At 49.2% G+C, this 14,229-nt stretch carries 12 protein-coding genes; 7 read left to right on the top strand and 5 right to left on the bottom strand.

The features are described from left to right. Window positions 1-196: 196 nt before the first annotated feature. A complete protein-coding gene (locus MHI45_RS32575) occupies window positions 197-1,798 on the bottom strand; it encodes a helix-turn-helix domain-containing protein (RefSeq protein ID WP_076112100.1) in 1,602 nt (533 codons plus the stop codon). A gap of 174 nt (window positions 1,799-1,972) precedes the next feature. Here MHI45_RS32575 and MHI45_RS32570 point away from each other — a divergent pair, with 174 nt between their 5' ends. Both MHI45_RS32570 and MHI45_RS32565 read left to right on the top strand, forming a co-directional pair. Next, entirely contained in the window at window positions 1,973-2,179 is a 207-nt protein-coding gene (locus MHI45_RS32570) for a helix-turn-helix transcriptional regulator (RefSeq protein WP_076112102.1), read from the top strand. Continuing rightward, a complete protein-coding gene (locus MHI45_RS32565; protein WP_076112104.1) occupies window positions 2,176-2,565 on the top strand; it encodes a hypothetical protein in 390 nt (129 codons plus the stop codon). The genes MHI45_RS32570 and MHI45_RS32565 overlap by 4 nt, the downstream gene beginning before the upstream one ends. Before the next feature lie 103 nt (window positions 2,566-2,668). Here MHI45_RS32565 and MHI45_RS32560 read toward each other — a convergent pair whose 3' ends face one another. Together MHI45_RS32560 and MHI45_RS32555 are read right to left on the bottom strand one after the other, a co-directional pair. Further along, a complete protein-coding gene (locus MHI45_RS32560; RefSeq protein ID WP_076112105.1) occupies window positions 2,669-3,688 on the bottom strand; it encodes an ABC transporter substrate-binding protein in 1,020 nt (339 codons plus the stop codon). A gap of 680 nt (window positions 3,689-4,368) precedes the next feature. Next, window positions 4,369-5,265, bottom strand: a complete 897-nt coding sequence (locus tag MHI45_RS32555; protein WP_038599518.1) for an Rpn family recombination-promoting nuclease/putative transposase — start codon at window positions 5,263-5,265, stop codon at window positions 4,369-4,371. A gap of 394 nt (window positions 5,266-5,659) precedes the next feature. Here MHI45_RS32555 and MHI45_RS32550 point away from each other — a divergent pair, with 394 nt between their 5' ends. Then, on the top strand, window positions 5,660-6,715 hold the full coding sequence (locus tag MHI45_RS32550; protein WP_076112107.1) for a LacI family DNA-binding transcriptional regulator: 1,056 nt from the start codon (window positions 5,660-5,662) through the stop codon (window positions 6,713-6,715). A 179-nt stretch (window positions 6,716-6,894) separates the two neighbouring features. Next, window positions 6,895-9,330: a GH36-type glycosyl hydrolase domain-containing protein gene (locus tag MHI45_RS32545; RefSeq protein WP_076112109.1), complete on the top strand. Its 2,436-nt coding sequence runs from the start codon at window positions 6,895-6,897 to the stop codon at window positions 9,328-9,330. Window positions 9,331-9,557: 227 nt separating this feature from the next. On the opposite strand, the gene MHI45_RS32540 is transcribed toward MHI45_RS32545, so the two are convergent. Continuing rightward, window positions 9,558-11,522 (bottom strand): glycoside hydrolase family 127 protein, encoded by a 1,965-nt coding sequence (locus tag MHI45_RS32540; protein ID WP_076112110.1) that lies wholly within the window; start codon window positions 11,520-11,522, stop codon window positions 9,558-9,560. A gap of 170 nt (window positions 11,523-11,692) precedes the next feature. On the opposite strand from MHI45_RS32540, the gene MHI45_RS32535 reads away from it, so the two are divergent. Continuing rightward, window positions 11,693-12,565 (top strand): helix-turn-helix domain-containing protein, encoded by an 873-nt coding sequence (locus tag MHI45_RS32535; protein ID WP_076112112.1) that lies wholly within the window; start codon window positions 11,693-11,695, stop codon window positions 12,563-12,565. Between the two features lie 6 nt (window positions 12,566-12,571). Here the strand turns inward: MHI45_RS32535 and MHI45_RS32530 are convergent, their stop codons facing one another. Next, on the bottom strand, window positions 12,572-12,784 hold the full coding sequence (locus MHI45_RS32530; protein WP_038599512.1) for a hypothetical protein: 213 nt from the start codon (window positions 12,782-12,784) through the stop codon (window positions 12,572-12,574). Window positions 12,785-12,969: 185 nt separating this feature from the next. Between MHI45_RS32530 and MHI45_RS32525 the strand changes: the two genes are divergently transcribed. Next, on the top strand, window positions 12,970-13,488 hold the full coding sequence (locus MHI45_RS32525; RefSeq protein WP_076112114.1) for a DUF3231 family protein: 519 nt from the start codon (window positions 12,970-12,972) through the stop codon (window positions 13,486-13,488). A gap of 116 nt (window positions 13,489-13,604) precedes the next feature. After that, window positions 13,605-14,186 carry a YitT family protein gene (locus tag MHI45_RS32520; RefSeq protein ID WP_076112116.1) on the top strand — a complete coding sequence of 194 codons (582 nt, stop codon included), beginning with the start codon at window positions 13,605-13,607 and terminating at the stop codon, window positions 14,184-14,186. Window positions 14,187-14,229: the final 43 nt, after the last annotated feature.

The following is a 14,229-nucleotide window of genomic DNA, read 5'->3' as shown; positions in this document are numbered from 1 at the left end:
ATAGTATTCTATTCTTCCAAAGAATAAATGTAATAGATAAGTGAATCAGTAATAAAATACATTTTACTATTATTAAATAGTGGTGAAACTATCTTCTATGCCTAGATTCAATCAAAATTAGATATAAAAAAAGACCCCGCCGCATCCGGCAGAGTCAAATCATTCATGAACTTATCCCACATAGGTAACCGGCTCTTTACGCCAGTACCCGCAGCACATCCTCGATCTTCCGCTGATGCGAAAGCACACCATAATTCATCCAGGCCATAAAATCCACCTCGTACACGTTGCGGTTGCGCACAGCGGGCAGGCTTCTCCATAGCGGCGTATCCAGCAGCTCCCGGCCTTCACCTTCCTGCCGGTCAAAAGTAATGAACAGATGATCCGCCGTCAGGCCTGACAACTCTTCACTTGTTAGGCTCACGCGCTTCTGTCCCCGGGTGAGCTGCCGGACCAACGGATGCTGCTGGAGCCCGAGATCCTCATGCAATACGCTTGCTGTATATCCCAGACCCTCACATCCATAGAGAGCAACTCCGCAGGAAGAAATTCGGAGTAACGCTACTGTCTGTCCCCGGACGCTGCGGCTGAGGATCCGCTTCGCCTGCTGGGCCTGCTGCTCATAATGGCCGATGACCTCCTGCACATGTTCCGTTCTGCCAAAGACAGCTGCTGCAGAACGCAGTGTTGCACGCCAGTCTTCCTGGTGGAACGGGAGTCTGAACAGCGGAGCAATCCGGCGGCACTCACCCAAATGCCAGCGCTGAAAGCCGTCATCCAGCATAATCAGCTCGGGCGTGTAACGGGAAAGCTCTGACCAATCTCCGCGGGAAATATCAAACGTCGGCACCTGATCCAGAGCCAGGTACTCTTGCTTGCCCCACTGGGCATGACAATATTGGGCCACCGGAGTAATGCCCAAAGCCAGCAGATAATCCTCCAGAAAAGGCGCGAATACACGGACCCCATCCTGATGAAGACTCCTGTATTGACCGGGTGTAACACCTACTGCTCCCTTGAAACGCCGGTTAAAATAATACTCATTGCTATAGCCGACAGTCAGTGCAATATCATGCAGCCGGTCCTTGGTCAGAAGCAGCTGCTGCTGCGCCCGTTCGATACGGAGGCCGTTCAAATGCTCCAAGGGAATCCTGCCGGTAATCTCTTTAAAAAGCTGTGTATAACGCGCGCGCCCAATGCCTGCAATCTCTGCCAGTTGGTCGACGGATACCGGTTCACTGTAATGCTCCTGCATATAATGAATGGAACGTTGTACCGCCTCATGATCATTCTTTGTCTGAACTGCCGGGGAATTGGCTCGCATGATCAGCAGCAGCAGCTCCTGAAAACGGGTATGACCCGCGAACCATTCGATGTCATCGGGGCTCCTGCGGCTATGATAAATGGAATCCAGCAGCAGTGCACATTGTGAAAAAGGTCTGCAGCTTAAGAGACCTGGCTGGAGCATGGCATTCCCGGTCAATTTCCCCTTTCCGCGGTGTCTGCCATCCCCAGTGCCGATAACCTCAAAAGCAAGCCGGTAAAAGCTAAGCCCCCGCTCTCCGGCCTGAATTCTGTTCATAGATCCAGCCTTAATCAGAAAGCCTGCGCCCTTGTCCAAAGGATAACGCCTTTCCTCCGCTTCGAGCCAGCCCTGCCCTTCCGATACTATGATTAATGTGTGCTCCTGAAACACAGCCATTTGTCCGTTTCCCGCAGGGGATTGGGCTATTGCTTCTATGTTAGTCAAGCTGTATAACAGCTTTTTTTCAGTGCTTTCACTGAGCTGTTCTGCCATTCTCCCGCCCCCTAATTGAGAATCATTTTCATTTCCTTAGTGTAAAACAAAAATGAAAGCCTATCAACCATGCTGTTCAAAGGTGTAAAAGATGTTTGACACTTTAACCATGTTATTTTAAAATCTATATGTAAAAACTTTTTTACACCCGTCTAACGAAGAAGGTGGAATTTAATGCAAAATCATATCAAAAAATTTCGAGAGCAAAAAGATATATCACAAGGCAAGTTAGCAGATTTATGCAATGTTAGCAGACAGACCATAAATGCCATTGAAAACAACAAATATGACCCAAGTTTGCAATTAGCTTTTGATATTGCCAAACACTTAGGAGTTAGAATCGATAAGTTATTCTTACATGAAGGGATAGAAGAGGAATGAACACCCGAAAAATAGGTGCAATCGCAGTAGGGGCAGCCGCTCTAATTGTGGTGGTTTTTACCATCTATAAGGTCATGGTTGGAAAAGACGTTGGATTTAACGAAATAATAACAATCGCAACGCTATTAATGATGTTTTTTCCTATGATCACCTGGGGAAGCAAGGCAGACAAAGATGGTATATTTGAGGATGACGAGTTAGGAAAAAAGATTACGGAGAGAAGCTCGAAAATAAGTTACTTTCTTCTTCTTTTTTTTATACTTGGAGCTTTAGTTGCTGATGAAATCGTAAATGAAACAATGAACATTTTTTTATTAGGGGTATTAGGATTAGCAATGATTACATTACCTATTGTTGAGTTTTTAGTGAGTAAGAAGTATCGCTAGCGGGAACGACAGTTCAATAAAAAAGCGGCAGTCCAGACTTTATTTCTCGTCCATGGCTGCCGCTGTTTATTTTTGGGGGTTAGTCTATCAGTTTGCCTGGCGTTTATTTCACCATTGCTTTCAGCAGATCATCCAGCTTCATTGAATTGGCTGTAATCGCGCCGGACTGCCAGTGGGAGCGTTCCATTCTGTAAATATTCCCGTTCTTCACCGCAGGAAGATTCTTCCACAACGGGCCATCAAGAATTTTGATTGCTTCCTCGTTCTCCGCAGTGTCCCATCCTCCGTTGTCAGGGAATACAATGATATGATCCGCCTCAAGATCTGGTATCACTTCTTCGGAAATAATGGACTGAAATTCAGTCATCTCCGCAGCCATAGGGACGGGAGTCAGACCGAATTGATCATAGATCACACCCGTAAAGCGGTTTTTGACACCAAATAGCGCAAAGGTTTTCTCGGCAACGTTAAGCCGGATTACAGCTACCTTCTCCTGCCCCAACGCCTGCTGCAGCTTGGCTTTTCCATCCGCTACCTTCTGGTCATACTCCGCAAGTACAGCTTCGCCCTTTTCCGGAATGCCCAGCACCTCTGCGATAGCTGTGAGCATTTGTCTTGAATCCTGCAGCACTTTCTCCGGCAGACGGTAGGTTGGCGCTACCTTGGAATATTGTTCGTATTTTGCTGCATCTGCTCCTCCGTCGGCAATGATTAAGTCCGGATTTTTTTCCAACAATGCCTCAATGCTCCCGGTAATATCGTATTCCGGCACATCCAGATTTAAATAATCCTGCTTGCCCCAGCTGGGATGATACCATTGCACGACCGGGGTAACGCCTAACGCCTTCAGGTAATCCTCCACATAGATCCCTGCCACCCGCTTAGGACTAACAGGAATTTCAACCTCTCCGAATTCCCCGACGACAGTCCGTGTGCCATTATCGGCTGAAGTATCGGTACTTGCATCGGTAGATGTATTGCTTGCTGCGGTTGGATTCGCCGCATTCTCTGTTTGAACGTTTTTTCCTCCGGCAGCATTATTATTCGTGCCGCAAGCCGCCAAAGCGGACATTGCCAGTACAAGTACAGCTGTCCAAATACATTTTCGACCCCAACTTGCCATTGATCTCTTCACTCCTATACATCATTGTGATTGATTATCATTCTCAATAATCCTAATGACAATAGTAGCACGTCTTTATCAGCTTTCAATGCACTTTCTCTGCGGCAATCTTATACAAACTTCTAAATCGCATAATATCTCACGTCGATTTGCAAACCTATAAACAAGCTGAAACGGATAATTTTTAGCGTGAAGCATCTAAAAATTCATATAATTTAAAAAACGACCCTGCCAGCAGCTGGCAGAGTCAAGAGTTCATGAACGTATATACTACATACAAGCTGGGGATATCTTCAATTTAACACCTGATTGTTAATAGAGTGTGTGAAGAAATCATGGAATGGATAAATTATCCTTCTAAACTTCTAAATCTAACCAAACGTAGTAGACTATAAATAGAATTCAGGGTGAGCGTATGCATCAAGATGAGTTAGTGTGCAAAGTGTGCGGGGGTACTTCTTTATCCAAAGGTCAAATGGAGGGGCACGCTGTTGTCAGACCCATGAACAAACCTTTTTCCTTTGGCTCTAAACTTATCCTTACCCTCTGCACACAGTGTGGAGAAGTCGCATCCATATAGGGTTGAAAAATTCGATAAATTCTAAGCGGACCTCAAACCAAGAAAGCCCTCCGTAGTTTGGAGAGGCTTTCTTGGGTTTGTAGCTAGCAATGGCGGATGTTCATTGCAGTGGCTTCAGTTGTTTAATTTCTTCTACCGTCAGGCCAGATGCTTCAGCGATTACAGGCAGATCAACGCCGAGTCCAAGGAGCTTCCGCGCAATCTCTCTTTTCGCCTGAGCTTCACCTTCAGCCTTTCCTTCAGCTTTTCCTTTTGCTTTTCCTTCAGCAACACCTTCAGTGAACCCTCTAGTCTTCGCCGTTTCATACATTGAAGCTTCATCATGTAAATATTTTTGGCGATCTTCATACTGTCTGCGGGCTTCCTCATTCTGACTTAAGAACTCCAGCGTATTCATAGCCTTCTTTAGTATAGGCTCATTCATTGTCAGCACCTCCCATTTGGATTGATCTGCGCCTTTCAAAAAGAGCAACCAATTCGCAAGACCGCCTTGCTCCAGCGAAACGATTTGCTCATCTAGCTTCGGAAGTTCCAAAAAATGAATTTCAATGTCTTCAATCAGAGAAATTCCGGTCCGGTCTTCACGCAGATGAAACACGTTATGATACATCTCATTGGGCAGCAATGTATAGTTTAGGATATTAATAGTCACACAACGCTTCAATTGGCTATAAGACTGGCTTTCCTGTAATTGGCTGGAGTATTGTTTACTCCAATAGAACAAAGTTCTCTTCTCTGTATCATATTTATTAAACAATTGCATCTCGATATTAATGATTTCGCCTTCTGTTGTTCTAGCACGAATGTCCAGTATAGACTGCTTATCGCGAGGAGAATCTTTGTCAGTGTACGGGTTAAGTAGAATGATCTCGCTTAGTGGCGGCTTCCCAGCCTCAGCAAATGTCCGGTTAAGGAAAGCGATTAGTACATCACGGTTCTCTTCACTGCCAAATATACGTTTGAACAAAAAATCATTGCGCGGATCAAGTAGCTCCATCTTGACATCTCCGTTCTTGTTCATTATAACATTATCGCTTCCAGTTGCGTATGTTCTATGTAATCCCCGACCATCTCCACATATGTGTTCCTGTACTTACTTCCCTCAATGGCGGCAGCTTCCAGGTCGTTCAGCCCTACTTTATGCCTGATTGGATTCACACCATACCAGGCCAACGGAATCGACGACTTCAGCTTTCGCACCGCTTCTTTCGTGATTCATCTCTTCAAAAAGCATTCGCTGTCCCCCTATTCTCCTGATTGAAGCTGCCAAATTAGTTCTAGTTTAAAAAGAGCTTCCCCGCAAGGCAAAATTCTTTAGTCTGGTGATTGATTTCTGTAGCGATTTATTTTACAATGAACTCATAAACGCGCGTTTATTTAAAGGGGGCACTATGCGCAGCGAAGATATTGCTAAGCTCGCCGGGGTATCCCGTAGTACGGTATCCCGCGTGATCAACAACTATTCCAATGTCCCTGAAGAGACCCGGGCCAAGGTGCTGAAGGTTATTGAACAGCATCAATACGAGCCAAACAGCTTTGCCCGGGCTCTGGCCGGCAAGAAGACCGATACGATCGGCCTTTTCGCCATCAGCATGAACGAGAAGGAGAATGCAACCCGGATCTATCAGAATAATTACTTCGCGCCTTTCGTCGATGCCGTAGTCGACACGTCGAATGCCCGCGGCTGTTATGTGCTGATTCATACCGTATACTCTCCCGACGATTTCCTGAAGGTTAAGCAGGCTTTCCTGCAGAAACGGATTGACGGCGGCATTATCGTCGGCACCCAGAAGGATATTGATATCGTACGGGAAATGGTTGGACTTGAATCCCCGCTGGTGCTGATCGATTATGACATTTCGGAGATTATGTCGGAGCATCTGGACCGCAATCATCTGGCCATTGTGAACTCCAAGGACTATGAGGGCACAGTCGAAGCCATCGAGTACTTGATCGGCCTTGGCCATGAAGAGATTGGCATGATCTGCGGACGAATGAACACGTACTCCGGACGGGAACGCTATATGGCATACGAGGATACGTTGAAGCGGCATGGATTGCAGCTCAATGAGAACTTCATCCTGCAGGGTGATTTCCTGAAGGAGAAGGCCTACGAAGAGGTCAAGAAGCTGCTGGAGTCCGGCGGCCCATTGCCGACAGCCTTCTTCTCATCCAATGATGACATGGCTATTTCAGCGATGGAAGCGTTCTCCGAACACGGAGTATCCGTGCCTGAGGATATGTCCATTGCCGGATTCGATGATGTGCAGCTTGCCTCGCGCATTCATCCCAAGCTGACCTCCGTACGTCTGCCGATTTACGAAATGTCCAAGGCCGCTGTCGAGAAAGTGATCGAGCTGTGCGATTCCGCTCAGCCGACCTTTAGCACCATCAGCTTCCCGGCCAGGCTGGTCGAAAGAGACTCCTGCCTGCCGCCGAAGAAGTAAGGCTCCCTGCAAGAATGCTGCATCATCCGTCCAGCGTATACCATTTCGCTGGATGTACCAGCATTTCTTTAAGGAGTGGCAATCATTATAATGTTTTGCAGGAAAATCCCTTTGCCCCGAGGGAATTTTTTCTCAGCTCTGTAAACGCGCGTTCACAATTGAAAGGAGACTTTCCTCTTATGAAATTCGGAACTTTTGACGACACTCGTAAAGAGTACGTAATCAACACCCCTAAAACACCTTACCCATGGATCAACTACCTCGGTAACGAGCAATTTTTCGGCCTTATCTCCAATACTGCCGGTGGTTACACCTTCTATCGTGATGCCCGGATGAGAAGATTGACCCGCTACCGGTATAACAATATTCCGCTGGATACAGGCGGACGTTACTACTATCTGTATGACGACGGCGATTTCTGGACCCCGGGCTGGATGCCGGTCAAACGCGACCTTGATTTCTACGAGTGCCGCCACGGTCTTGGCTATACTTCCATCACCGGCGAACGCAACGGTATTTCTGTGAACCAGCTCGCTTTTGTACCCATGGGCCACAATGCCGAAGTTCACCGCCTTGTTGTGAAGAACACCGGATCTGCTAAGAAATCGGTGAAGCTGTTCTCTTTTGCCGAGTTCTGTCTGTGGAATGCCCAGGATGATATGACCAACTTCCAGCGTAATCTGAGCACTGGTGAGGTTGAAGTCAAGGATTCCGTAATCTATCACAAAACAGAATACCGTGAGCGCAGAAACCACTACGCTTTCTATTCTGTAAATAAAGAAATCGCCGGCTTTGATACCGACCGCGAATCCTTCGTGGGCATGTATAATGGCCTGGATGCTCCACAAGCAGTAGCTGCCGGGGAAGCAACCAACTCCGTAGCCAGCGGCTGGTCGCCAATCGGCTCTCATGCACTGGAAATCACGTTGGAACCAGGCGAAGAGCAAAGCTTCATCTTCGTACTCGGCTATATCGAGAACCCTGAAGATGAGAAATGGGAATCCCTGAATGTCATCAATAAAAAACCGGCGCAGGCTGTCATCGAGCAATTCGCTACAGACGCTCAAGTGGATGCTGCTCTGGCTGTTCTGGCTGCACACTGGGATAACCTGCTGTCCAAATATCAGATCACAAGCGGCGACGACAAGCTGAACCGTATGGTTAACATCTGGAACCCATATCAATGTATGGTTACCTTCAACATGTCCCGCTCCGCTTCCTACTTCGAATCCGGGATTGGCCGCGGTATGGGCTTCCGCGATTCCAACCAGGACTTGCTCGGATTTGTACACCAAATTCCTGAGCGCGCCAAAGAGCGTATTCTGGATATCGCCGCTACCCAGTTCGAAGACGGCAGCGCGTATCACCAATACCAGCCGCTGACCAAAAAAGGCAACAACGAAGTCGGCACAGGCTTTAACGATGATCCGCTTTGGCTGATCCTGGGAACGGCTGCCTACATTAAGGAAACCGGCGACACTTCCATTCTGGATGAGCAGGTTCCTTTCGACAGCAACCCGGACAACACTGCTACCCTGTTCGAGCACTTGAAACGCTCCTTCGAGCATGTCACCAACAATCTCGGACCTCACGGCCTGCCGCTGATCGGCCGCGCGGACTGGAATGACTGCCTGAACCTTAACTGCTTCTCCACTGAACCAGGCGAATCGTTCCAGACGACTGCCAACATCGAAGGCCGTGTAGCGGAATCCGTCTTCATCGCCGGCCTGTTCGTCTTTGTTGGACCGGACTATGCAGAAATTTGCCGCATGCGCGGACTTAACGATGTTGCTGCGGATGCCGTAGCCAAGATCGACAACATGCGTGAAATCACACTGACCCACGGCTTCGACGGTGACTGGTTCCTGCGCGCTTACGACCACTACGGCGACAAGATTGGCAGCAAAGAAAACGAAGAAGGCCAAATCTTCATCGAACCGCAAGGCATTTGCGTAATGGCCGGTATCGGCGTGGAAGACGGTCAAGCAGCGAAAGCTTTGACTTCCGTTGAGGAACGTCTGGATACAGATTATGGTATCGTGCTGCAGCAGCCGCCATACTCCAAGTACTACCTGAACCTGGGTGAAATTTCTACGTATCCGCCGGGCTACAAAGAAAATGCCGGTATTTTCTGCCACAACAACCCATGGATCATGATTGCTGAAACGGTACTGGGACACGGTGACAGAGCATTCGATATCTATAAGAAAATCGCTCCGGCTTACCTGGAAGACATCAGCGAAGTTCACCGGATGGAACCTTATGTGTACTCGCAAATGATCGCTGGTAAAGATGCCGTACGCCACGGGGAAGCGAAAAACTCCTGGCTGACGGGTACCGCTGCCTGGAACTATGTAGCCATTACCCAATCCATTCTCGGTATCCAGGCTGATTTCGCCGGTCTGAAAGTAGATCCTTGTATCCCTGCTGAGTGGGACGGATTCGAAATCACCCGCGTCTTCCGTGGAGATACTTATGTAATCACTATTAAGAACCCTAACCATGTCTCTAAAGGCGTTGCCAGCCTCACTCTCGACGGCGCCGCTGTAGTAGGAAACATCATCGCTCCTGCCTGCGACGGTGCAGTGCACCAAGTGGTAGTTGAGCTGGGCTAAATAGCTGCCGCGACAACATGTTAACCCTTGTTTATTAAACAGGCCTCGTCTTTGCAAAATGACGGGGCCTGTTTTTTGTAGGAAGCTCACTTACCGGTTCGCAAAAAGATACAGTTATGCCGTTACCATCAACCCAAGGACAATATTCTAAAAAAAGCAACCCAATACATCCGCCATACTTGCGGGATGCATTTGGGTTGCTTTCCTTTTAGATAACGAGCTGCAGCTTAAGCCTTGCCCTCCGGTATCCACACCTTCATCTCTCCGCTGCCGCGGTTGCCCCACAGATAATAAGGGACAGCTGTAACCTTAACGGATTCCAGCGGTGCTTTCTCCCTGCTGTACAGCCCTCCGCTCCAGCCGGACGGATTGACACGGAAGCCGGTTCCTTCAACGACTACGGCTCCGCCAAGCAGCGAGTCCTTAAAGACCTCTGTGAACTCGCCTGTCTCGTTCAGGGAGATAGAGCTCAGCGGCTCACTGTTATCGGTTGCCTCGAGGCAATAGACAAGTGGTCCCCGCTGAATAGCAGTTTTCTGCGCATCAGCCCGCAGCTCGGGATGGGCATAGACACGGTGCGCTTCCATCGGAATGCTTACCTCTATGGTATCCCCGGCAGACCACACTCTGCGGATCACCCGGTATCCCAGTTCCAGGCCTGCGGCAGGATCCAGCACTTCACCATTGATGCTGATCTCCATGCCGCTGCTCCAGGAAGGGACCCGCAAGGCAATGCCGAATTCCGCAGCTTCTGCCGGATTAACCTTCAGCGACACTTTACCTTCCCATGGGTAATTACTCTCCTGGGTAACATTAACCTCCGTTCCGCCAAGCATACCCTTCCATTCACTGCCAATGTACAGATCAGTGTGCAGTGTGTCCCCGTGAACCGTGTAAATATAGTGGTTCAGCGAAGTCAGCAGCCGGGCTACATTGGGCGGACAGCAGGCGCAGCCGAACCAGCCCTGCCGCTCCGCCTTCACATGATGTTTACCCGGATTGCAGCTGCAGGCCTGCGGCCATACCTCAAGCGGATTGACATAGAAATAATGCTTGCCGTCCTGCGCCATGGACCCCAGCACATTATTATAGAGCGCCCGCTCCATCACGTCCGCATACCGGGCTTCCGGGGCTAACTCCAGCATCCGCCGGGCAAAAAAGATCAGGCCGATGGAAGCGCAGGTTTCCGCATACACCGTATCGTTGGGCAGATCATAATCGAAGGTGAACGCCTCCCCATGATGGGTGGAACCGATCCCCCCTGTAATATACATCTGCTTATCTGTCATGTTGTTCCACAGCCTCACACAAGCATCGCGCAACGCGTCATCATTTTTAAGCATCGCAAGGTCAGCCATTGCTGAATACATATAGACTGCACGTACAGAATGCCCTACCGCTTCGCTCTGCTCACGGACCGGAATATGCGCCTGATTGTAGGCTGGATCGAGATGGTCAGTTTGCCCGCTCCAGTGAGTGATCCGCCCCCGGCTCTCCCACTCCTGCCGCAGGAAATTCGGTTCCTGGCCGCGCTGGTCGATAAAAAAGCTGCTGAGTTTCAGATAGTTCTCTTCACCTGTAAGACGGTACAGCTTGATTAGTGCCAGTTCAATCTCCTGATGCCCGTCATAGCCCTTCAGCTTGCCTTCCTCCGGTCCAAAGACCGAATCGATATGATCGACCATCCTGCGCATAATATTTAGCAGCTTGTCTTTGCCTGTAGCCTCATAATACGCAACCGCAGCCTCGATAAAATGTCCGGCGCAGTACAGCTCATGGCAATCCTGCAGATTGGTCCAGCGTTTGCCCGGCTCCTTGATTGTGAAATAGGTATTGAGATATCCATCCGGCTGCTGCGCTTCGCCGATCAGGTCGATAACTTCATCTGCCTGCCGCTCCAGTATGGGATCACGCTTAAGGCTCAGGGAGTAACCTACTGCCTCCAGCCACTTCGCCACATCGCTATCCTGAAACACCCAGCCGTGAAACTCTCCTTCCTTTCTCCCTGCGGCAATCTCGAAATTGGCAATCGCATGACTGGGCTCTGCGTCCGGTACCCGGTCATGCAGCGCCTCATATTGGTATGGAATGACTACATCCTGTGCCAGCCTGATGTAACGTCCCCAGAATTCATCCTGAATCTTTACCGATTGCTGCTTGTCTGTCTGCTGCGTTTTAATAGTTCTGCTCATTTGCCTCTTCCCCTCCGCTATATTTCGTTCTCGCTATTAGCAATTATAGAGGGTAGAATAAATAAAAAATACAATCATAAGCAACCCTGTTTTTGTACTATTTCACACTCAAGATTGCGAATGACACCAGAACTGCAGGCTGCCGACAATTCGCTTTGAAAGGAGTAATCATGACATTCAGCCCTTCTTATATCCATTTGGCTGCTCCCCCGTTCCCCTACTTTCTGGAATGCGACCGCACCGTATATCAGCCGGGGGATCAGCACCCGAACCGCAACCGTATGGGGAAATTCGATCTGATTATTGTAGAACAGGGCACCCTGTTCATTGGCGAAGATGAGAAAGAATGGGAGGTTGCGGCCGGGCACACTTTGCTGCTGCTGCCAGACCGTTATCACTACGCTGTCAAACCTTGCGAGGAGATCACCACGTTTGTATGGATCCATTTTCACACGGTGGGGGAATGGATTGAAGCCGTGGGCGATCCGGTGTATGCCGGCCGTGAAGCACATTTCCAGCAGTTTCTCACACATCCGTACACGATCCGTGTACCGCAATTCGGTCCGCTCCCGGACCCCTTTGAGCGGAGCGGGCAGGCGGAGCTGCTCCTGCAGCTGAGCCGGGACAGACGGTCAAGCGCGGTATGGCAGCAACAGCGGATCTTTGAGGAGATGCTGCGGATGATGGATCTTGCGCAGCAGGACGCTGCAGGCAGCCATGCTGCCGAGATTGCGGAGCAGACGGAAGCCTACATCCGCAACCATTACGCAGAGGCGCTCACCAATGGCTCGCTCGCGGATGCCCTCCATTTTCACTATAATTATCTCGCCCGGTGCATGAAGCGCGTCTATGGGCTGACGCCGATGGAATATTTGACGGATTACCGCCTGGAGCAGGCCAAGCTGCTGCTGCTCAAGACAGAGATCCCCATTTCCGGGATTGCGGAGCGCACAGGCTTCGAGAGCGCAGCCTACTTCTCACGGCGTTTTGCCCGCAAAGTCGGCATCTCACCGCTGCGCTTCCGCAAGCGTTATTCACGGTAAGCCGAATCACTCATTAGCGAGAGCACGAAACTCATACAACTCCCGGCTGTAGGACAGTTCCCCGATACGGACACAATTAGGGGTGTATTCTCTAATCTGCCCGCCAAACTCCAGAATATCATCTTTTATTTCTTTCACGGCGACCGCTACCTTGACTTCTGACAGCGCGGCCGCCAGTAAATCAATATCGCTCTCCAGCACTTTATATGTATAGTCCATCCAACCTTCACCCGCCTTGCTGACTTTATGTATTTAATCGTAACATTTACTATTAATATATATTGTTTGGCTGTCCTGTACAAGTCTTAATTGCTTAAATCAACCCTTCCTTCGAATAAAACAGAGGATGCCGGACAACCTAACTTCACGTTTCACCACCTTATCAGTGAAGGAGTTTTGCAACGATGGGAGTTCTAAACGGCAATCCCAAAGACGAACCGCTGCACTATGGCGAAATATTTAATCTATGGCAATTTTCCGCTACCGCCAAAATGTCATTATCCACCTTACAGGCATTTCATTATCACGCTGGCGATCAGGATCTGAAAAAAATAATTGATGATCTCATGGACCAGTCGCAGCAGGAAATAAAAGATTGCGACAAGCTGCTGAAAACCCATGGCTTCACACCGCCCCCTGCACTGCCCGACCGCCCCTCCGTTAAGCTCGAGGAGATTCCTGCCGGAGCCCGTTTCTCCGATCCGGAAATCGCCGCTTCCCTTGCTGGCGCAGTTTCCCTAAGCCTAGTCGTATGCAGCCAGATTATGGGGACTTCCATCCGTGAGGATATCGGGGCCATGTTCATGAAAAATCATGCGCAAATGGCCGCTTTAGGAATGGCTGTGCTGAAATTGAATAAAAAGAAGGGCTGGCTGGTACCTCCGCCGCTGCAGCTCAAAAAGCCGGAGCCTGCTTTGGTTTAGTAATATCCCCGTCCCACCTAATCCTGCGCAAGCAGGATTTTTTGCTTTGCAGCTATTTTTTCCCATTTCTAAGCATATTCATTAAGACATGCCTAAACGTGGAGATGTTGAAGAATATGCGCTCAAGTGCAAGGTACGCCATTATTTTGCTGGGAAGTTTGCTGATTGCTGCAGGAACTAATTTTTTTCTGGTCCCCTACAAAATTCTCGATGGGGGAATCATCGGCATCGCCCTCATCATCAACTATATGTCCGGCGCAAAAATTGGACTGGCCATTGTCCTGTGCAGCCTGCCGATTTTCTTGCTTGCCTGGCTTAAAGAACGGGACATCTTCTATAACAGCGTACTGGGTTTGCTCACCTCCTCGTTTTTCATTGAATTCCTCGGACCGCTCCAGTACCATTTTCTGTACTATATTGAGCTCGGCTCCATCTCCAGCGCCATTCTCGGCGGCTTTCTAATGGGGAGCGGTTTCGGAATTATGCTGCGCTTCAAGGCCAGCACGGGTGGAACGGATCTGCTCGCCAAGTTTATGAAACGCTATATTCCGCTCAATGTCGGCGTCATTATTTTTCTGACGGATTTCCTGATTATTGGCGCGGGTGGCCTGCTGATCTCCAAGGAAACCTTCTTGCATTCGATTCTGACGATCTTTTCGGGCGGAGTGGCCACGGGGTTATGTACGCTCGAAAAATAAGCCTCTTGACTGAATGGAAATAACTATGCATATACACGATCAT

It is taken from the genome of Paenibacillus sp. FSL H3-0321 (assembly GCF_038002865.1).
In the GTDB taxonomy this organism is placed as follows: Bacteria; Bacillota; Bacilli; order Paenibacillales; family Paenibacillaceae; genus Paenibacillus_AQ.
The sequence above is the reverse complement of the archived record's forward strand: the minus strand, read 5'-3'. Positions and strand labels throughout refer to the sequence as shown.

Excerpts from the sequence above, each read along its gene's own strand:
- MHI45_RS32570 (WP_076112102.1), top strand. The coding sequence starts at position 1,973 with ATGCAAAATCATATCAAAAAATTTCGAGAGCAAAAAGATATATCACAA.
- MHI45_RS32555 (WP_038599518.1), bottom strand. The coding sequence starts at position 5,265 with ATGGAGCTACTTGATCCGCGCAATGATTTTTTGTTCAAACGTATATTT.
- MHI45_RS32540 (WP_076112110.1), bottom strand. The coding sequence starts at position 11,522 with ATGAGCAGAACTATTAAAACGCAGCAGACAGACAAGCAGCAATCGGTA.
- MHI45_RS32525 (WP_076112114.1), top strand. The coding sequence starts at position 12,970 with ATGGGAGTTCTAAACGGCAATCCCAAAGACGAACCGCTGCACTATGGC.
- MHI45_RS32545 (WP_076112109.1), top strand. The coding sequence starts at position 6,895 with ATGAAATTCGGAACTTTTGACGACACTCGTAAAGAGTACGTAATCAAC.
- MHI45_RS32565 (WP_076112104.1), top strand. The coding sequence starts at position 2,176 with ATGAACACCCGAAAAATAGGTGCAATCGCAGTAGGGGCAGCCGCTCTA.
- MHI45_RS32530 (WP_038599512.1), bottom strand. The coding sequence starts at position 12,784 with ATGGACTATACATATAAAGTGCTGGAGAGCGATATTGATTTACTGGCG.
- MHI45_RS32560 (WP_076112105.1), bottom strand. The coding sequence starts at position 3,688 with ATGGCAAGTTGGGGTCGAAAATGTATTTGGACAGCTGTACTTGTACTG.
- MHI45_RS32550 (WP_076112107.1), top strand. The coding sequence starts at position 5,660 with ATGCGCAGCGAAGATATTGCTAAGCTCGCCGGGGTATCCCGTAGTACG.
- MHI45_RS32520 (WP_076112116.1), top strand. The coding sequence starts at position 13,605 with ATGCGCTCAAGTGCAAGGTACGCCATTATTTTGCTGGGAAGTTTGCTG.
- MHI45_RS32575 (WP_076112100.1), bottom strand. The coding sequence starts at position 1,798 with ATGGCAGAACAGCTCAGTGAAAGCACTGAAAAAAAGCTGTTATACAGC.
- MHI45_RS32535 (WP_076112112.1), top strand. The coding sequence starts at position 11,693 with ATGACATTCAGCCCTTCTTATATCCATTTGGCTGCTCCCCCGTTCCCC.